Here is a 19139-nt window from a genome sequence, read left to right as displayed (position 1 = left end):
ACCGAGCGGCCGGCGGGAGGCTGGCGGACTTCATCTCGACGGCCGAGATCGCAGCCCTGCGCAAGATCTCGAAGCCCTCGGCCGCACGGTGGGCACACCGCAACGGCATCGCGCACAAGGTAGGCCAGAACGTCTTCGTGCATGTTGACGACCTCGAACGGCCACTGCCGGCGCGTCCGAGGGTGCGTGGCCGATCGAAGGTTTAAGGCCATCATACTGGGACGCAGGTTTTCCCCTGCGCCCCGGTTCGTGTCGCGTCGCTGGCCACATCTTGTCGCCTCGTTGGCCTCGTTCGGACGATCGAGCTTCGGCATGCTCACGCCATGCTCAAGACCCTCCTCAGCGCCCTTCGCGCCACCTCCGACAAGACGACCGCCGCCGAAGCTGAGCGCCTCGTCACGCTGGCTCGTGACGAGCTTGCCGCCGCCCGCGAGATGCTGACCGAGGCGCAGGAGTCCTACCGAAAATCCCGCGTCGCTGACGATGCCAAGGCAACCCTCGCCGCTCGCGACGAGCGGCTCCGGCGTGAAGTCCTCGTAGATCGCGCCGAGGCTGCGCTACAGCTTGCCGAGGAACGCCACACAGAGGCCGTCGCCCGCGACGCCGAGGCCGCCCGGCGCCGCCGGTACGTGGAGGCCGAGCTTAAGAGCGCCGCCGCCGAGAAGGCCCTGGCCGGGTACCCTGCGATCGCCCAGCAGCTCGTCGAGTTGTTCAGTGTCATCGCCACGGCCGAAGTAGCGGTGCAGGCCGCCAACGCAGACCTGCCCGCGAACGCCGGGCCGCTCCTTTCGCCGGAGCAGAAAATCCGAGGACTAGCCGCCGTGCCCCGGACACCCCTGCCGCCGACGATCCATTCCGATCACTGGTATTATGTGGGCGGGAGCCTCGACGGCGAGCTGGTCGAGGACTTCCACGTTCCTAACATTGAGGCGAAGGGGCAAAGCGGAACACTGACCCGGCGCCATCGCGAGACCGGTGCCACGACGACCTTCCAGGTCGCGAAGCGCCGTCGCCAGCTCAACCACTTCCGCGAGCACCTGCCCGCCCACGTCGCGACACCACTCGCAGCAGAGGTCTTTTTGCCGGCACTGCTCCCGGGCGAGGCGCCGTTTTGGCAGCCGGAAGGCGATCCGGCTTCAGTAATCTCGTCCTGCGAGTACCTCGTGGGCGTAGAGCGCGGGCACGTGCGGGACCCGCGGCTACCTTCTGAGAGCTATACCTCGGAACTCCTCGACGCGCCCGAGGCTAATGCTGCGGAGCGCGCGGCGTGACCCGTCCCTGCCCGACCTGCCGGCCCAGCCCAGCGCCTGATCGACCGACCGGCGTGCGGGTGGCGATGTTCAGCGCAGAAGAGCTTGCCAACTACAGCCCCACTGATCGCGAGTTCGTCGCGCAGCGGGAGGCCGAGGAGGTCCAGGCCATCGCGGCCCACGAGGCGGGGCACGCAATTGTCGGCCTCGCGGCAGGGTATGGTGTGACCCACGCAACCACGGAGTCGGCGTACCCGCACGCACGTTTCCAATTCGAAGCGGACACCGCTTTCGCGCCTACAGTTGCGCACCGGCTGATAATGCTCCTGGCAGGCCCAATGGCCGAGGCCGTCGCGCGGCGGCGCTTCCGGCGCCCATCCCGAGAAGAGGTTGCCGCAATCCTCGACAGGGTTCGCGAGCACGGCGCGGGGCGGTGCGACGACTGCCAGATTGCGCACGTGCTCCTCGATATCGCCCCTCTTGCCGACGATGCCGCGCGGGAGACCGCTTGGCTCCTGTTCTACGACACGACCTATCGCCTGCTCGATCGCCTCGACGTCCGGATCGCACTGGGCCGCGTTGCCGCCGCCCTCGAAGAGCGCGTCCTCCTCAGCGGCGAGGAAGTCGAAGCTCTCGTCGACGTCTCCGCCCTCCGCGCGGCGGTCGAGGCCACGTTCGCCGAGATGCAGGGGGCAGTGGGTGCGTAACCTCGTTCACGTTCTCGGCGGACTCCACGGTGAGGCCGCAGCGATCCGGCCGATATCGGTAAGCTCGCCTCCCCTCCGCCGAGTAGAAGGTTCGGGGACAAGGCTAGCGCGATCGCAGCCGACCCGGGCGGCCCCCAAGGGCCGACCCGGGCGGCAGCCGCCTCGGCGTCCTTCAACAGCCTTCTCCCACCCACCATGATCCTCCGCCCCCGTCCTGAGCCAACGTCGTGGCGGGAACGGGTATCGACGCCGCCGTACCTACCCCCCCCGTCACGGGTCCTTCGCCCCTACCCGGGGGTATGCGGGGGCTAAGGGGCGCGCCAACCCCGCTATTGCCGGGTTTTGCCGATCCGGTTTCCCTTCCCCAGGCCCGCTATGGCCGAGACCTCTCCCGCGAAGCCCCAAGGCGGGGACGGCATGATCCCGCTCCATCCATCTGGAATGGGGTGGGCGATCATTTGGGACGTTCCACTAGGATAAGCCCTAATGGAACGTGCTGGCGTTGTCGGTTTGGCCGCGGGACAGGTTGGCATTCGGGCGGCGCTGTCCGTGTCACTCGGATGTGGTGGTAGAGCTGTGCTGCTAGCTTTTGGTGTCCGCCTCAGGCGAGTAGCCAGTTTGTGGTGTCGCTGGACGCGGCATAGACGTGGAACACCATGCCATCACCCTGTGTGACGTCGCCCACATGCCTGAGGTTCGATACCACGCCGCCGGTGGCAGTCAGCACCTTGAGCGAGCCGGTGTCGGAGACGGCGTCATAGATCGTATCGGGCAGCAGGAAGCGGTCGCTCCCATTGGCCGTGACACGACCATCCTCGTTGGCATCATACAGCCGCGTTGTCGTCACGATGCGATCACCCGAGGCGAAGTTGCGGATCGTGTCGGTGCCGAGCCCCAGCCCAACCTCGGTGTCGAAGTAGAACACGTCACGCCCGCTCGTGCCCTGGAGCGTCTCGCTTAGATCCGTGCTTACGAGGGCACCTGCGGGCGCCCCCGAGCCGCCGGCGAACTCGAACCGCTCCGCGCCCGTGATCAGGTCGGTGCCGTCACCTGCGCCCGTGTTGCTTCCCGTCACGCTCAGGCCCGAGCCGCTCTTGGCCACATTGTAGTCGGCCCGAGACCCGGTAAACACCACCGTGTCCCTGCCCAGGCCGCCCTCAACGGTGTCGTTGCCGCCGCCACCTGCCAGACGATCATCGCCCTCGCCGCCGTTCAGCGTGTCAGCCTTGTCGGCTCCGGTCAGGATGTCGTTGCCGCCCAGGCCGTTGATCGTCCAGCTCGCACCCGAGGCGGCCGTGAACGTGTCGGCCGCCGCTGTGCCGGCGTAGACCCCCACTGCTGGCGAGGTGGTATCGCCTAAGGCCGCATAGGAGTGGTAGCTGATCCCGTCCCGCACGGTGGTTTCGGCCAGAACGAGGTTGGTCACGGCCCGGCCGGTGGTCGAGAACACCTTCACCGAACCTGTGTCGGAGACGCCGTCGTAGACCAGATCAGGCAGCAGGAAGCGGTCGCTCCCGTTGGCCGTGACACGACCATCCTCGTTGGCATCATACAGCCGCGTGGTGGTCACGAGGCGGTCCCCCGCACCGAAGTTGCGGATGGTGTCGTTGCCCAGGCTTAAGCCGAGTGCGGTGTCGAACAGGAACACGTCCTGCCCGCTCGTGCCCTGCAGGGTCTGGCTGGCAAAGCTGTTCTGGATCGTGCCGATCGGCGTGGTCTGTCCGCCCAGGAACTGGAAGGCCTCGACGTTCAGGACCGTGTCGATGCCGTCCGGACCACCCGCGCGCAGGTCGCTCACGATCAGCCCGTCGCTGCCCTTAGCGACCGCGTAGTCGCTGCGCCGCCCGCTCAGCACCACCGTGTCGAGATCGGCCCCGCCATCGAGGATGTCGTTGCCTTCGCCGCCCGTCAGAACATCGTTCTCCGTGCCGCCGTTCAGCGTGTCGGCGCCAGCGTTGCCGGTGAGGACGTCGTTGCCGTTCAGGCCATCCAGGATGTTGGCGGCGCCGTTGCCGATCAGGTTGTTGGCCAGGGCATTGCCGGTGGCATTGATCGCGCCCGTGCCCGTGAGAGTGAGGTTCTCGACAAAAGCCCCAAGCGTGAAGCTGACGGAGCTGTTGACGAGTTCGACCCCGCCCGCGTCGGTGCCGGTGCTGGTGGTCTCGATGACGGTGTCTGCGATGTTGTCGACCACATAAACATCGTTGCCCGCTCCGCCCACCAGGATGTCCGCGCCTGCCCCTCCGTTGAGCGTGTCGTTGCCGGACCCGCTCGTAATGCGGTTGGCGGAGACGTTTCCCGTACCGGCAAAGCTCGCGCTGCCGGTGTAGGTCAGGTTCTCCAATGCGTTACCCAGGATGTAGCTGTTGAGGCTGGTCTCGACGGTGTCGGTGCCGCTCGAGTCGACGATGGTGTCGCCGATGTTGTCGACCACGTAGGTATCGTCGCCCCGGCGGCCATCCATTCGGTCCGCGCCCAAGCCGCCGTCGAGGCGGTTGGCGGCGTCGTTGCCGATGATGGAATTGTCGAGTGTATTGCCGGTGCCGTCGAACGCGCTCGAGCCGTATATCAGCCTCAGGTTTTCGACCTCAGCCGAGAGCGTGTAGCTGACGCCCGCCCAGACCAGATCGGTTCCCTCTCCGGCCAGTTCGGTGACCACGTCGCCGACGCTATCAACCATGTAGGTATCGTCGCCGGTCCCACCCGTCAGCGCGTCGGCTCCGATGCCACCGTCGAGCCAATCGTTGCCCGCTCCGCCGACCAGGGTGTTGGCAGCAACATTGCCGGTGAGGCGATTGTCGAGCTCATTGCCGGTCCCGTTGATAGCGTTGGAGCCAGCCAGCGTCAGGTTCTCGATGTTTGCCCGCTGGAGATAGGGCAGACGGAAGGCACCGAGGCTGAGGCTCACAGAGCTGATGATGGTGTCGATTTCAGTGCCGTCGGTGTTGTCGCTCTCGATGACCACGTCCGCGGCATTGTCGACGTAGTAGGTATCGTTGCCGTAACTGCCAGACATTGTGTCGGCACCACCGCGGCCATCGATGATATCGTCGCCGTGACCGGTGGTGATGGATTCCGCAACGTTAGTTGTCCTAAGAGTATTGTTGCCATAGATGGAAATGATGCTCGTCTTATTTCCATCTTCTACTGCGCTGCGAAGGCTGAAATAGCCATCTGGATAGGAAGTATCTAGAAGAAACTGTTCGGACTCGCGATCACCAAGATCACTTTCCTCTTCTGTCATAAAACTTATGGCAAGATAACCATTTGAGAGCCTCCTATATGAAGTACTATATTCAGTGATTTCTTCGTAGTATTGCGTAGAATACTCTAGCTCACGAAATGTATGCCGCGCTATGGTGTTAAACGTAATACTTAGGCCATCTTGCTCAACATCCACGGAGCTAGTCTGCTCATAGGATTCGGGCATTGGACCGTCATTATAAAGATCATAATACCTATACGTTTCATTATAATAATTTCCGTAAGAAACGAACGTAGTGTCTGTTAGAAAATCCAAATTTACGTCGTAACCCCCGATGTATGGGCCGCGATCACTAAATATAACTAAATCATAACTTGAAGAGTAAGCCATCCTAGCCCCCTATTAGATTAAACTTCGGCGTGCGATGCTAGGAAGCCTAACGCTTCTAATCACGATTGATTCGTGTTGCAGTGCAACTCTAACGAATTTTCAGATTGCTGCCAGGTGCTTCGACGCTGAATGGGCGGGGTTAGGCTACGCTGGTGGCATTTCAGCCACGGCGAGGAATTCTGTCTGAGGGTCTAGGCCGCTCCTCGGGCAGATCGGCGTCCTTTCCGATAGCTCCGCAACCCGGGCGGTCAACACCAGCCGGACGTCGTTCTCGGATAGCTGACGCGAAGGCTTGCGACCTCGCCCGATCAGGGGATAACGCGCAAGCTTCCCGGCGAGATCAGAGATGGCCGTAATCCAGGTCCTCCCATGCGGAGCCAGTATCCAGCGAGCACGAGCCGAGCCGCGTCTCCGAGCGTGGAAGCATAGATCGCGTTCCGGGCATGATGCTTCTCGGCGCCGTGCTTCGGGTGCGCGAGCTCGTAGCCCCGCGGCGTCCAGACAGGAGACTCGACGACGCCGCGGCGAGGCTTGGTCCTGAGGATCGTCGGCACGATTTCTTCTCCTTCGCTTGAGCTTCCGGTTGTTATAGCGACTAGGGACGCGGGCATGCGTGTTGCTGGCCACTGAGGCTGCTCATTGCGTCTGAGGTGCTTCATGAAAGCCCTGACTGCCTTCATCAAGGATCTGCCTGGTGTCGCGCCTCTGAAGGCTCGCGCCGCCATCCTGGAGGGCGATATTCTGTCGGAAGAAGAGCGAGCCGACCTACACAAGCGTGATAGCTACTGGGGCCCCGTGCTCGAGGTCGGTCCAAACGCCGCGGCTGCCATCCTTGTCGCCTACCGCGGCGGGCGGCTGCCGATGAGCAAAAAGGCCGTTCCGACCGACGCTCCCGCCGCTGAGGCGTACCTCGGCAGACGCGAGGAGCTCGTGGCCGAGTTGGCGACGCGCAACCGTCGCGCTCGCGCTCTGAAGGATCTGGCGCTCGTGATCGAGGCGGACTTCGCCGATCACCAGTTTCTGAACGAGCTATTCTTTGCCCACGCCGAAACCAGTGCCGCTACCCTGACGCTTGCCGGCGTCGCGGTGAGGAAGACCGTTACCCGCTACTCATCCAACAGCGGAAAGACCCAAAGTTGGGGTGTCGATTTCACGTGGACCGGCAGCGACGGCACGTTACGAACCTCGTCCCATCAGCCCGCGCAGGCGAAGAACCGGCGCAATGATGCAGATCGAAACTGGGGCTTGCCGGAGTAGGCGCTGACCACCCGCCAGGCTCAACCCTCTTCCATCGTCATACGCCTGTCACCGCTTCCCGAAGCCGTTCGGCTTACCGAACGGACTCATGACCCAGACGCGGGGCTCACGTATCTTCCCAAGACACTGCTGCGAATCTCAACGTCAGCTTCTGAGCTTCCGCCGCCTCTGCTTTCCGCCCCTCGAAAGCCCCTTTGCCCGGCTCCTGGCGCTAGCGACGTCATAGCCCTAGCCCTGCCTTGAGCCGTGCGAGCGCAGCCTCTAGCGCAGATTCTGGCTCTCCTCGCGGTTGGTCGCCCATATCCAATAGGCTTCCGCCTGGGATTTGTATTTGGGCGACTTTGATTTTTTCGCTCAAGACGGCCGCAGACGGCCGAATCGCTGCTGCAGGGGATAGAGGCCAGCGGGAGGCGAGATGGCCGCTACGAGCCTCCAGAGCGCGGCCGTTGGCCTTCGCGAAAGCGGCCCCGTACTCCGACCCGAAGCGGAACGGGATCGGGCGACGATGAAGGCCCTCGTCTGTCCGCCTGTACCGCTTCCCCGCCAGGGGCTCCTCTCGGTCGAGGAAGGCGACCTCCTCAAGCGTCGCGATCGCGCCGCGAACGCGGGCCTCGCTCAAGCCGAGGCTCGCGTGGCCGGCTAGCGCCCGCCTGTCGATCATGAAGGCGTCGACGAGCCGGAGCGGCGTCGACCAGTAGCGGCCCAGAAAGACCGCAAGGCGGAAGGCGGCGTCGCGGTTGCGGAAGCCTGCCAAGGCTGCCGTGAGCCGCTCCTCGACGCCGCGGGGCAGTTTGTATGGGCCTTCAGCCGCTGGCGCCCAAGGAGTTCGGGAGCGGCGGGGCGGCGATAGGGGGCGAGCGACAGGGATCGCGCTCGCATAAGCGTGCGTCGTCATCAGGTGTTCTCCTCGAACACCCGCCGCAGGGACGCGGACGCACACCCGCATAGCTCCGCCGTCGCCAAAAATCGCTTTTTTGGCTTGCAGAGAACCGAAGGCTATGGGAGGATCTTGACGCCAATCGAAGATCTGTCCCGGCCCCGGCCGGCGATGCGGCCCGCCCGAAAGGCGGGCTGTTTTCGTTTCTGGGCTCGCGCCCTCCTTCTGCTGCGACTCCCGAACGGAGTCGCGACGGTTAACGGTTATCCGGTGCCGCGCCGCGCCTGGCAACACCCAACCGCAGCGACAGCCCACCTTATCGCTTGACGCCTGCCACCCGAGGCGGCCTTGGCCGGAGATCAGCTCCGGCGGCTTCAACCCATAGTGCTGTTACCCAGATCGACTTGAAGTCACACCACTTCACCGGGAGCCAATGAAGTCATTTGGCGTCACGCTGCGTTCGGTCGCGGGGCGGGTCTTAACGCAGAGCTAACGGATTGGTGTGCATTTGAGGCGTGTAGCGGCATGCGAAGCCGCTCGGAGGCACACCATGCCGGTCATCGTAATTTCAAACCCCAAGGGCGGGACAGGCAAGAGCACTACGTCGCTCGTCCTAGCGACGACGCTCGCGCGCCATGGCGCGAGCGTCACGGCGTTCGACTGCGATCCGAACCGGCATCTTGTCGCCTGGAAGGATGGTCCCACTCAGAACAAGGTCGAGATCGTCGGGCATGTCGACTCCTCGAACATCGCACGCATGCTCAAGGCCGAGGCCAGCCGCCAGCAGTTCGTGATCGCTGACCTTGAAGGTACGGCCTCGCTGATGGTCGCTTCGGCGATCCTCGCGGCCGACCTAGTGATTATACCAACGCAAGGGTCGGCGATGGACGCGTCCCAGGCTCGGCGCGCCATCAGCTTCATAGATGACCAGGCTGCCGCGGTCGGCCCCCGGCCGTACCGCGTGCTGTTCACGCGGACAAAGCCCGGCTTCGCAACCCGCGATGAGCGCGTGATCCGGGAGACAATGGCTGGATCCGGCATTCCCATCTTCAAGACGGATCTCGCAGAGCGGGCTGCCTATCGCTCGATGTTCACGTTCCGGCAGAGCCTAGAGGAGATGGACCCCGCAGCGGTCAACGGCCTCGACAAGGCTCTGGAGAACGCTGACGCCCTGGCGGGGGAGGTTGTCGAGAACCTTCGTATCAATCGCCAGGCTGCCTGAGGGAGCGTCCTATGAACCGTCCGATCCCCGCCGGCCTCACCGGCCTTTCAGATTTCCGCCCGGCCCAGGCGTCGGAGCCCCAGGCTACTCCGGCTCCTACAGCACGTGCCATCGCCGAGGCGCACGGCTTCGTTGAACGCAATCCGCAGACGATCCGGAAGCGCCGCAAGCCGACCGAGGAGCCGACCTACTCCTTCACGGCCCGGGTGAGTGTCCGCTCGGCCAATGCCTTCATCGATTGGTGTGAGCGCGAGCGCATGTCCTATCGGGAAGGCTTCGATCGCCTCATAGGCAAAATTGAGAAGGCATGAGTGTTACGTCTGCGACGGCGCCAGACCGTAGGGTGAACCAGACACCTGCGCTTATCCCAGCCAAGCTGGCCTCTGAGCTTGGCATCCTATTCTTGAAGCGCGTTACCTACCTCGGGCGCTGCCTCGTTGCTGTATGGGCCATGCGCTGACGCAAGGCCCTCTGCAGTAGGTTTCGCGGTATAGCGGCCCTGCCCGAACTGCGAAGGGCGCTGCGCGATTAGGACGGCGGTGAGGCGGTAGGGATGGTGCAGACCGACTGCCGCGACGAGCGAGCAAAGCTCCCCCTCTCGGACGCGACGGCCGATCTGCGATCCCATAACCATCAGCAAACTGAAGGGTTCGGTGCCCCGCCCTGTGGCAGACTACCGACGCGGCCCCGTGAGCACGTACTCGGCACGAATTGCGCGAGAACCATAAGGTTTCGACAGTCCCAGCAGCGGCCCCTTAAGGCAGGCCTGCTAGAGACCTTCCATGGACACCTCCTCCCGAGCAACTCGCGCCCATACGCGCATGGCCGGTCGCGCCGCCCTAGAGGACGGCTCCGCAGTCCTCGTTGACTGCATCGTCGAGGATCTCTCGCCTACGGGAGCTCGCGTGGTCTTCTCAGCGGACGTGTCGATCCCAGGGTACTTCGACCTTGTGATCGGACCAGCCCGCCGTAGCCACCGCGTACGGACGGTATGGCGCCAGGCCAATATGGCTGGGGTCATGTTCCTGAAGGCAAGGGCGAACGTACCCGGCGTGCTGCCCGGCTAAACTGTAGCAGGAACATCACACGGCTTAACGCCTGCGATACAGCAGCGCGCTACTCGACCGCCTCGGCCTTTCATCGAGAACATCAGGATAGCTGGTCGCTACTCCGCGTTTCCCCGCTAAACCCGCTACGTTTTCGTCACGTACCAGAAGGGATGCGCCTAAGGCGGCTCAAGCCGTTTGCAAACTGTTAAGAACTTCCTACTTCACACTATGCTTCACACTGTAGGATCGCTATGGACGTGGCATGACGATGAAAGTGCAGCCCCTGAAGGGACCACCGCCGGCCGAGGTGCCCCTGCCACGGGCGCCATTGGTGCAGGTTGTTGCTCAAGTGCGCTTCGCGCCGATCCTGGCCATCGGTCGGCCAGACAAGGTGGTGGACTTCCAAGAGGCGATCCGCAGCACATATCCAAACCTAACCGACGAGCGCATGCCGCACTTCTCGGTCGGAGCTAACGGTGTCCCTTCATTCGCCGAGTCGGTGATTTGGCGTTTCAACGGCGGGTCGAAGTCGCCGAAATGGCGCGTCTCGCTAGGTGTCGATTTCGTGGCTCTTGAGACGGGAGCGTACGTCAGCCGGCAGGACTTCCTTGGGCGATTTGAGTTGGTGCTCAACAGCCTTCAGCGGGTGTTCGCTCCCGGCGAGATCCAAAGGCTAGGTTTGCGTTATGTCGATAGGATCGTTGAAGACGGGTTGAAGAATATACATAGACTGATCAAACCGAATGTTCTTGGCATCTCGATGCCCGAAGAGGAGACCTCTTCGTCACTCTACTCGGCGATCCAGCACCTTTTAACTGAGGCTCATCTTCTCGCCGAAGAAGGCCTCATGCAGGCTCGCTGGGGGCATCTTTCTCCCAACGTGACGTACGATGAAACTGCTCTCCCGGCACTTGATAAGTCGAGCTGGGTTCTAGATCTCGATCTCTTCACGACGACCCCGCAGCCATTTGAGAGTGCGGACCTGCTGCAATTGACGACGAGGTTTGCGGAACGAAACTACTCGGTTTTTCGTGATATGGTCACGGAAGATTTCTTGAGGTTCTACGGAGGAAATCTGTGAGCGTGCAGCGTTTGGGAACCATGTTCGGCAGCACCGGCTCTGGCTTCTGCTCGGCTTTCTACAACTCGCCTGTCTTTCGAGCGAGCACGGTCGCGCTGTGTCTGCTGTTTGGCAACATGTCTGCCCCTGCAACAGCCAGCACTACTTACCAGATCAACTCTTCTTCCACCCGGACGAACTCTGGTCCCAGCGCACAGATCAACGTGGGGACAGCTGACACGGCAGCTGCTGCCATGCTGGAGATCCGGCGTCGTTCCGGCCTGAACTGGGACGAACTCGCCAACCTCTTCAGTGTGTCGCGTCGGAGTGCTCATAATTGGGCTAGCGGCAAGCCCGTTTCTTCCAAGCATGAGCATGCAATTAGGCAGACACTCCTGGCAGTTCGGGACCTCGACCAGGGAGCCAGCGCTGACACGCGCGCTCTCCTACTCACCGCTGACGCTTGGGGTGTGACCGCGTTCGATCTCTTGCGTAGCGAGCGGTTCCAGGAAGCTGTTAGCCGAGTCGGTGATCAGCCGATTGCCGCAAGACCCCGGCGCATTCCTCTGTCGCATGATGCGTTGGAAGCGCGTCGTCCTCAGCCTCCTGGACTGCTGCTCGACACGGTCGAGGAAAGGATCAGTATTCCCGCGAAAGCTCGCGTCGCTCGCGTAGTACGTCTGCCGAAGGCTGCGGGGTAGACCTCTTGGCGCTATCGGAGCCGGACGCCGAAGCAATAAACGAAGCTCTAAAGGACTGGCGTCAGGGCGATATCACCCTCGACGAAGGGCTTGAGTTCCTGCACCTCGGTGACTTGTCGCGGCCTCACACCGAGGCCTCAGAACAGACCGCGGCCGCGTTCGCCGAGACAGGCGAAGCTGTACCAGTAGGGCCCACTCCGTTGATGGATGGGGCCCTGCACGGCCTGGTCGTGCTGAGCCAGACCTGCGATGTCGTTCGGGACTGTCGAGATCGCCCGTACATCGAGGTCGCTCCGCTGATCGAGGCATCAGCCGAGCAGCTCGAAGCAGCGCGTCGTTTGAAGATGCCAGCCTACGCTTACATCCCGGCCGTAGCAGAGCGTAGGCTCGTTGCGCATCTCGACCGTGTGATGACAGTCGAGAAGTCGCTCGTCGCTCGGTGGCGGAGGGTTCCTGGCTGGGAGCACGACAGCGAGGTTCGTGCCTTCGGCCAAGCGCTGGCTCGCAAGCGAGTTCGGTTCGCATTCCCGGATGCGTTCACCGAAGCCATCAAGAGATTGGCTGCCCGCCTTTCCAAGCAGCACGAGAAGCAGAACGAAGACGGTGCGTACCTGCGAGCACTCTGGCAGATCCGGGTCCGTGCAGCTCCCGCATGGGAGGGAGAGAAGGTCGACTTGGAGTGGTGGTTCATCAAGCACTACGACCCTGAGGGCATCGAGAAGGTTGACTGGCCCGCAGTTGTGGAAAGCTGGATGAGTCTTTTCGACGCCGGAGAGTGCTTCACCGTCAGCGGCGTCATCGTGTGCAGGCTCGAGGACATGACGGCTCGCGATTACGTCGAGAGCGACATTCTTGAGTTCGAACACCTATCCACGGCTCGTAAGAAGTAGCCCTGCCTGAGCGGCGCTCAGGCTTGCAGGAGAGTCCTCCGGACCTGCACATCCGACCATGCGCCACCGCGCGGAGCCGGGATGCCCCGGGCGTTGAGCGCCCGGGCAATCCCGCCGAGCGAGGTCGTTCCGGCCGCCCGGATGGCCGCGATCACGGGTGTGAGATCCTGAGCCCGGCCGGCCGCTCGGGCGGCCTGCAGGGCTCTCCCAGCCTCCCCGGCCTCCTTCGTGATCTTCGAGCCTCGGTTCCCGCCCAGCACGGCTCCACGAGCCTTGGCGGCCTGCAGTGCGGCCTTGGTGCGAGCCGAGATCATCCGGCGCTCTTCCTCGGCGACCATCGCCATGATCCCCACCGTCAGGCGGTTGGCGTTCGGCATGTCGGCAGCAACGAAGTCCACGCCGGCCTTCTCGAGCCCGAGCAGGAAGTGTGCGTCTCGGCTAAGCCGGTCGAGCTTCGCGATGACGAGGCGAGCCCCATAGATCCGGCAAGCTTGGATCGCGCCGGCAAGCTCCGGCCGATCCGCTCGCCGGCCGCTCTCGATCTCGGTGAACTCGGCAACGATGTTCGACGAGCTCCCGTCGAGGAAGCGGGCCACTGCCTCGCGCTGCGCCTCAAGCCCAAGGCCGGACGCCCCCTGCGTAGCCGTGCTTACCCGGTAGTAGGCCACGAACTTGCCCACGCACGACCCTCCGACACTGGCGTCGACGTTCGTTGACGCGGATGTCGGGTTAAATCAGCAACGAGTAGTTAACGAGCGGTTACCACTTAGGGATCGCCGGGCATGGTGGAGGGCGATATAACCAGCAAGTCACCAACTTTCCCGTTTAAAACGTTGGCGTCGTCACAGAGCTGGGCTTGACTCGACTTACTTTGCAGAATTGCTGATCCTCCAGCTCCAATAGGGGGACGATGTGAGGATTATAATCGCGATCGTGGCTTTCTTCTCCGCCACTGAATATGTGTTTGCAGATGAAGCATCATATCTATGTCACTATGATAAAAAAGTTATCATGTCCTACTATAATGGAAAGATAGTACAAATTAACACGGACGAAGCGTCATTCAATATATCTATAACAGAAAATAAAATTAGATTTATCAATGAAATAGCCAAGACATTCAGCTGCGATACAAATAAAGAAACAAAAGTTATGATGTGCGTGTGGGGGCCTGAAACATTCTCAATGGACCGTAAAAATCTTAGATTTGCAGCAGCTGATATCTATCCTTCCGCACTGAGCGTCCTTTCAGCAGGAAAGTGTGAAAGATTATGAGCTACATCTACACGCGCTAGTCTTCTATTTAGGTAAGCAAACGGCTTTCCTAAACGCTGCCAGTGATGGCTTACTCTTCGACTTGCAAGACTTTTCGCACGCTGCTCTAAAATCGGCCTCGCGAAAGTTAGGGTCATCGGCTGCCATCATATTGATCGGACGCTGATAGGCCATCGCAATGCCGATGTCGTCGTAGGCGCAGGTGGTTTGGCGGGCGTCAGAGCATTGAGCTAGGACGTCGTTGTAGAGGAAGTTGCAATCTTCCGCCTTCAGACCTGTCTTAGGAGCTGCAGTGCGCGTTACGTCCAGACGCCCATTGGCGTAGATCGCCCGGACCTCCTTTCCAGCGTCAACACCAAGCTCGAACGCAATACGGTTGTTGGCGACCACATACTCGAACCGTCCGGTACCGTATGGAAGTTCTGCCTGATAGATATTGCCGTTAGAATTAATGGAGACGAGGCCATAGGCGTCAGATGTTCCTGAACCACCGGCATTGGTCGAGTATATTAATACTGTGTCGCCGCCGACGAATATGATGGCGGTAATGCCCAGGTATACACCAGAAAATTCTTCAATAAGATTGTCGTTGTATTGAATGTATGATTTGATCTTATCGGTGTCACCCTCGAAGATCTTCAACTTGCCCTTCGAAACAACGATCTCGGTCAGGCGCCGTGGATCACTTGGAAGCGCCGCAGGTGCCTTCCTCACGGTAGGGGCGGCAACAGGCGGCGGGGTCGGCGGAGCGAACCGGATGCCGGCACCTGCCCGGTCGCGCTCCGCCGCTTGTCCCTCGCGACCTGTCACATCGGACCCGCCGCTATAACAATTGGCAATCGCCGCCGCCGCGCAAAATTCCGAAGCTGACATTCCGCCACGGCTGGCAGCTGGCTTCTTGCTCTCGACGGCGTAACATGAGCGAATACGATCGCCAGCGCAGTCCGCGTGACCTGAGGTCGGAAGTGCGAATGCCGCAGCGAGGCAGCCTGCCAGGAGGGTTCTTCTCATACGCCGACTGCTACACGCATCGTACGTTGAACCGCTACTCCCACTTACAGATCTGTCTTCTGTGGAGAAAACGACTGTTTTCTTGCCATGACCGATAAGCACGTCCAAAGGCGTCCAAACCTTTCAGCTTTTTGGAAGAAAAACCCGACAGGAATTCTGTTGTCAGACAAACGTGCTTCCGGCACTGCCCTGGCACCGCTTCCAAGCTTTCCTTAACTGGCTTGTCCTAAGGTCTCGCAGTCGGCTCCCGCCTTGACCTGTCGAGGGGCTCGGCATAGCAGCGCGGTCCTCCCTGGTCAGGTCGAGGACCGCGCGGCTAAGGCACTGAGCGCGGAAGCTGAGAAAGCCTCGGTGACGACACGGCCCGTGGACGGGCAGAACCAGACCGCGTCGTCAGAGGCTCTTTGGTCTCCAAGCCACTCCAAGTTGGCGGATTATGGTTAAGTAATTGTTATCGGATCGCGACATGGCTTCGCGCTGCTAGGGCCGCGCCGGGGGCAGCAAGGTCGGTAAGGGTGATCGCGCCGCCCGCTTTGGCCGCCCCCAATCCCCTCAGCTCGCGTTGCCGGTCTCCAAGATCTCGCAGTGATGGGTGAGACGGTCGAGCAGCGCCGTCGTCATCTTGGCGTCGCCAAACACGCTCGGCCACTCGCCGAACGGCAGGAGATCTACGAGGCGCCGCATCCGGAGACGCGCTCGGTAACTGAGCGCGGAGGCCCGGGTCGAGGAAAAACGGTCGCCAAATTGGCGACCGTTTCCACCGAGCGCTTCACCGCCGCGACGGCGAAGGCGACGGGCCGCAGCGAGCGCGTGGGACGACGCGGCAGAAGGCCTTCCCCAAGACAGGGTGTTCTAACGATAAGGGGCTTTCACGAGCGTGATCGAACTAGCCGACGGAAGCCTTCAAGATCTCCGGGATCGTCGTATCGGTGGATCATCCTGTGGCAGTTGGCGCATAGCACAGCGAAATCGTGCTCTAGGGCGAGTTCCGAGTCCTCATCTTTCGGTAAAGATGCGACCGGGCGCAGGTGGTGAGCTTCTATAAAGCCCCGTCCGATTGAGCCGTAGCGCTCCTCAAAATCGAGATCGCAGGCCTGACAGCGGTATCCATGACGCCTTTTGGCCATGGCCGAAGCTTGGGTTTCGCGTTCAAGCCTCCTGTGCTCCTGGTAGCAAGGATGCTCGATGACGCGGTCTGGCACGGTACCGTCCTCAATGCCTTCGGCCAGTTCCCTCCCCTCCTGGATGGGAATATTGCCCTCTCTTATTCCTACATCGCCAGCCAGAGCTGCTTCGTATTCGCGTAGCAAGGCCACGCCCTTCGGAGTGAGATCAAGGATCTTAAATCGACGATTGTATTGATCTGGCTCGCGGGTAAGATAACCTTCTTCCACCCATTCATGAACGAAGGAACTAATATTTTCTGACGCATACTTTGTATTTCGCATAACATCAGATGAAGTGCATCTTCGGTTGTAGGATACATACCCGAATATAGATGTTCTCTTTTTGATTACATACCTGCGATCATCAGGAAATGTCCTGATGAAGAAGTTTGATATTGCGTCTTCATCAACCTGAATTGCATCTGAATTCTTCTCGGCGCGATCCTCCTCCTGGCCCATGTCATTGCTCTCTGCTTTGCCTGCTATTCGACCGTCCGGTTGCCATCGCTTTCGATAGGTCAGCGCCGGAAAATCTTGCCGGAAATTGCGCGTTCGCCGGCATAGGGGAGCAGTTGCGAAATCCGAAGCCTCACGGCCTGATGGCGGAGCGAGCCGGGGGTGCAACCCCGGCCCGCCCCTGACCAACCGCCAAGAGGTGAACAAGGCGATGGCTTCCTTCATCGATGATCCGCGTGCCCTTGAGGTCGACCCTTTCGAAGCCGTGATCCCCGATCCTGCCGCCTACGCCCGCTGGGCGGAGCTTCTTCATCAGATCGACGACGGCTTCATCGGTCGCGACCTCGCCGCGGGGGAAGAGGCTCCGTGGCTCGCCCACCGCCAACCCGTCCTTGAGGAACTTCGCAGGACGATCTTCTGGCCCTCCCCGAACGCTAGCTTCGGCCACGTCCCGGGCTGAGCCCGCGCGACGGCTGATCCTCGCCGCTCCGGTGACTTTGCAGACGCGAAAATCGGCCTCCGGGCCGATTTTTGTTTCCGTCGCCGGGTTGGGCTTTCCGTCGATTTTGCCGGATTTCCCTCCACTGACATTGGACTGACAAGGCCACTGACATTTGGCCTCAGTCACGGCGTTGGTCACGCTTGTGGTCACGCCGCATGAGGCTATCAGCAAAGTCGTACGCGCACTAGAAGGGTGACGCCGAAGATTTGATGGTAACGCGGTTGGTCACGGTCTTGGTCACGCGTGAGCCTGATATTTTCTGGCGCCTTATTATCGGGATTTCCGACAGTTTTCCGGCAATAATGCCGGAAAGTAGATAGCAGCTAACGACGGTCGCAGCAGCAACTGGGCTGGGGATTATTAACAGCAACGATCGGATCGGTGTTGCTCCCTTCGACTACGCACGCTTTAGTCGCTCTACGGGCGGACCGGACGCCCGATCCCCTGAAATTTAGTTCGAGGAGCCTGCCATGGCGCAGATGACCCCAGCCGCCTTGCGTCCAGTTTCCGAAACGCACGTCCCCGCAGAAGAGTTCGCGCGTCTTACTGGAAGATCGCCACTCACTTTGAAGAAGTGGAGAGGAAAAGGCTACGGTCCGAAGTTCATTCGGATCGGCCGAACGCCACTCTACTGTCGACGCGAAGTAGCTGCGTTTATCAACAACAGCGAAGCCTAGAACGAGCACGCCCCGGGGTCTGGACCTCCCCGGGGCGCTCGTCGTGACGTTGAGAGTAGGATCTCAAGATGTACAATAACATTGCTGATTTCCGGCAGACAAGCAAAAACCCTGCGCACATCATAATTTCGGGTGTCTTTTCGCTCGAGCAGGGGTGCCCTGACGAGAACCGGTTCCCGCCGATTGAGGTAATCCTCGCCGCGGACGAACCAGCATCGGAGCCTAAAGTCATCGGGGCTGCCTCCCTCGGCCGGCGCGAGCAGCGTCCGTCCATGGATCGGGCAGCATCGAAGCCTCGACCACCCTCAGACGACACCGAGCCTCGCCGCTCCGCCCGGAGCATCGGCCGCGAGAAGTGGCAGTGGTTGGATGGCGTGAGGGCTGATCACCGAAGGGTCAATCCGACAACGTTCCTAGTCGCTTTCGTGGTGTCGCAGCACCTGAATGCTGCGACGCGCGAGGCGTGGCCGAGTCAAAGGCGAATGGCCGAGCTAGCGGGCGTCAGCGAGACCACCCTTCGAGCCTGCTTGAAGACGCTTATCCAGCTCGGACACCTCCGCCAGGGAAAGAAAGGCATCCGCAACCAGAACAAATACGCCCTCGGGACGGCTCAGGGAGGCACCGATGCGGCCTGAGCTAAAACATCAGGTTTTCGAGGGTTTAGGGGAGGGTTCAAAACCGCGGATTTCAGCGGTTTTGAACCGGGCTGCCGACCATCCCAAACCCTCAAAATCTCGCCGGTTTCATAAGAACACTTCTAGAGGAACCCACCAGAGTCGGCGCGCGCTAGCCGGCGTCTCGGGCAAGGCGGCGCAACGGATCGACGGGGGCGCGCCGGAGGGCGCCCCCGTCGCCCCGCCCCCAGCCGGTGCGAGGCTCAACCTAGGCGGGGCGGGGAGGCCGGGCTTCAAGCCCGAGCAGCCCCGACCCGCCGTCCTCGTCATGGCGCCTGATCTCCCTACCGTCTCTGCCCGCGCCCTTGCCGTCATGGAGGGGCGCTATGCCTTCGCCTGACCTGAAGCCCGTCATGAACCTTCGTGGCCGGCGCGGACCGAGCGGCCGGCTCTGGCTCGAAGGCGACCGCGCCGGCCGGAGGTTCGCGATTTTTGAGACGAGTGACGGTTCGTGGCGCATGTTCGAGCGCGTCGGCCATCCCCTCCTCGCCGAGCCGGAGGAGCCGAAGGGGGCGCGCTCGAACGCGCCCCCTCCTCGACCGGCGCGGAAGTCTCCTCGGAGGGTCCGACGCGAACTGGCCGGGCTCGGCCTGCTGAACGCCGACGACGATGTGCGCGAGGTGTCGCGATGAACGTCCCGATCCCGAACCTCTCCCGGGTTGGTTTCATCCTGGCCGAGCTAGACAGCCTCGCCGCCGCTGAGCGCAAACTCCGTGCGGAACTTGCCGACCTATTTGTCCAGGGCAGCGCCAAACTGCCTTGCGCAACCG

General features: G+C 61.6%; 18 protein-coding genes and 1 pseudogene. 14 read left to right on the top strand and 5 right to left on the bottom strand.

Going from position 1 to position 19139, the window contains the following annotated elements:
- The 3 genes from MFF55_RS21085 to MFF55_RS21075 all read left to right on the top strand — a co-directional run.
- Nucleotides 1–206, top strand: a 206-nt coding sequence (locus MFF55_RS21085) for a helix-turn-helix domain-containing protein (RefSeq protein WP_238246077.1), incomplete at its 5' end; no start/stop codon positions are given.
- Between the two features lie 117 nt (nucleotides 207–323).
- A complete protein-coding gene (locus MFF55_RS21080) occupies nucleotides 324–1271 on the top strand; it encodes a hypothetical protein (RefSeq protein ID WP_238246076.1) in 948 nt (315 codons plus the stop codon).
- Nucleotides 1272–1330: 59 nt separating this feature from the next.
- Complete coding sequence (locus MFF55_RS21075) at nucleotides 1331–1957, top strand: hypothetical protein (protein ID WP_238246075.1); 627 nt, start codon at nucleotides 1331–1333, stop codon at nucleotides 1955–1957.
- Nucleotides 1958–2558: 601 nt separating this feature from the next.
- On the opposite strand, the gene MFF55_RS21070 is transcribed toward MFF55_RS21075, so the two are convergent.
- A complete protein-coding gene (locus MFF55_RS21070; protein WP_238246074.1) occupies nucleotides 2559–5201 on the bottom strand; it encodes a beta strand repeat-containing protein in 2643 nt (880 codons plus the stop codon).
- 1008 nt (nucleotides 5202–6209) lie between these two features.
- Between MFF55_RS21070 and MFF55_RS21065 the strand changes: the two genes are divergently transcribed.
- From MFF55_RS21065 to MFF55_RS21035, 7 genes are all read left to right on the top strand, one after another.
- Nucleotides 6210–6809: a hypothetical protein gene (locus tag MFF55_RS21065; protein WP_238246073.1), complete on the top strand. Its 600-nt coding sequence runs from the start codon at nucleotides 6210–6212 to the stop codon at nucleotides 6807–6809.
- 505 nt (nucleotides 6810–7314) lie between these two features.
- On the top strand, nucleotides 7315–7452 hold the full coding sequence (locus MFF55_RS21060; RefSeq protein WP_238246072.1) for a hypothetical protein: 138 nt from the start codon (nucleotides 7315–7317) through the stop codon (nucleotides 7450–7452).
- A 784-nt stretch (nucleotides 7453–8236) separates the two neighbouring features.
- A complete protein-coding gene (locus MFF55_RS21055; protein WP_238246071.1) occupies nucleotides 8237–8908 on the top strand; it encodes a nucleotide-binding protein in 672 nt (223 codons plus the stop codon).
- An 11-nt stretch (nucleotides 8909–8919) separates the two neighbouring features.
- Nucleotides 8920–9219: a hypothetical protein gene (locus MFF55_RS21050; RefSeq protein ID WP_238246070.1), complete on the top strand. Its 300-nt coding sequence runs from the start codon at nucleotides 8920–8922 to the stop codon at nucleotides 9217–9219.
- 1000 nt (nucleotides 9220–10219) lie between these two features.
- Nucleotides 10220–11038: a TIGR04255 family protein gene (locus MFF55_RS21045; RefSeq protein WP_238246069.1), complete on the top strand. Its 819-nt coding sequence runs from the start codon at nucleotides 10220–10222 to the stop codon at nucleotides 11036–11038.
- Nucleotides 11035–11718: a hypothetical protein gene (locus tag MFF55_RS21040; RefSeq protein ID WP_238246068.1), complete on the top strand. Its 684-nt coding sequence runs from the start codon at nucleotides 11035–11037 to the stop codon at nucleotides 11716–11718. Before MFF55_RS21045 ends, MFF55_RS21040 begins: the two co-directional genes overlap by 4 nt.
- A gap of 5 nt (nucleotides 11719–11723) precedes the next feature.
- Nucleotides 11724–12608 (top strand): hypothetical protein, encoded by an 885-nt coding sequence (locus MFF55_RS21035; RefSeq protein WP_238246067.1) that lies wholly within the window; start codon nucleotides 11724–11726, stop codon nucleotides 12606–12608.
- A gap of 17 nt (nucleotides 12609–12625) precedes the next feature.
- Here the strand turns inward: MFF55_RS21035 and MFF55_RS21030 are convergent, their stop codons facing one another.
- Complete coding sequence (locus MFF55_RS21030; protein ID WP_238246066.1) at nucleotides 12626–13288, bottom strand: recombinase family protein; 663 nt, start codon at nucleotides 13286–13288, stop codon at nucleotides 12626–12628.
- A 253-nt stretch (nucleotides 13289–13541) separates the two neighbouring features.
- On the opposite strand from MFF55_RS21030, the gene MFF55_RS21025 reads away from it, so the two are divergent.
- On the top strand, nucleotides 13542–13883 hold the full coding sequence (locus tag MFF55_RS21025; RefSeq protein ID WP_238246065.1) for a hypothetical protein: 342 nt from the start codon (nucleotides 13542–13544) through the stop codon (nucleotides 13881–13883).
- 24 nt (nucleotides 13884–13907) lie between these two features.
- On the opposite strand, the gene MFF55_RS21020 is transcribed toward MFF55_RS21025, so the two are convergent.
- The 3 genes and pseudogenes from MFF55_RS21020 to MFF55_RS21010 form a co-directional block, all read right to left on the bottom strand.
- The gene (locus MFF55_RS21020) at nucleotides 13908–14894 is read right to left on the bottom strand and encodes a hypothetical protein (protein ID WP_238246064.1); all 987 of its coding nucleotides are present in this window, start codon (nucleotides 14892–14894) and stop codon (nucleotides 13908–13910) included.
- 552 nt (nucleotides 14895–15446) lie between these two features.
- Nucleotides 15447–15557: pseudogene (locus MFF55_RS21015) on the bottom strand (ATP-binding protein); the annotation flags it as partial.
- Between the two features lie 206 nt (nucleotides 15558–15763).
- On the bottom strand, nucleotides 15764–16741 hold the full coding sequence (locus MFF55_RS21010; RefSeq protein ID WP_238246063.1) for a hypothetical protein: 978 nt from the start codon (nucleotides 16739–16741) through the stop codon (nucleotides 15764–15766).
- Between MFF55_RS21010 and MFF55_RS21005 the strand changes: the two genes are divergently transcribed.
- The 3 genes from MFF55_RS21005 (at nucleotide 16728) to MFF55_RS20995 (ending at nucleotide 19001) form a co-directional block, all read left to right on the top strand.
- Nucleotides 16728–16976: a hypothetical protein gene (locus tag MFF55_RS21005; protein ID WP_238246062.1), complete on the top strand. Its 249-nt coding sequence runs from the start codon at nucleotides 16728–16730 to the stop codon at nucleotides 16974–16976. The genes MFF55_RS21010 and MFF55_RS21005 overlap by 14 nt on opposite strands.
- 787 nt (nucleotides 16977–17763) lie before the next feature.
- Complete coding sequence (locus MFF55_RS21000; protein ID WP_238246061.1) at nucleotides 17764–18330, top strand: helix-turn-helix domain-containing protein; 567 nt, start codon at nucleotides 17764–17766, stop codon at nucleotides 18328–18330.
- Nucleotides 18331–18695: 365 nt separating this feature from the next.
- Nucleotides 18696–19001 (top strand): hypothetical protein, encoded by a 306-nt coding sequence (locus MFF55_RS20995; RefSeq protein ID WP_238246060.1) that lies wholly within the window; start codon nucleotides 18696–18698, stop codon nucleotides 18999–19001.
- Nucleotides 19002–19139 lie beyond the last annotated feature (138 nt).

The organism is Methylobacterium iners, from assembly GCF_022179305.1.
GTDB lineage: Bacteria > Pseudomonadota > Alphaproteobacteria > Rhizobiales > Beijerinckiaceae > Methylobacterium > Methylobacterium iners.
This window is presented reverse-complemented; position numbering and strand designations above follow the sequence as displayed.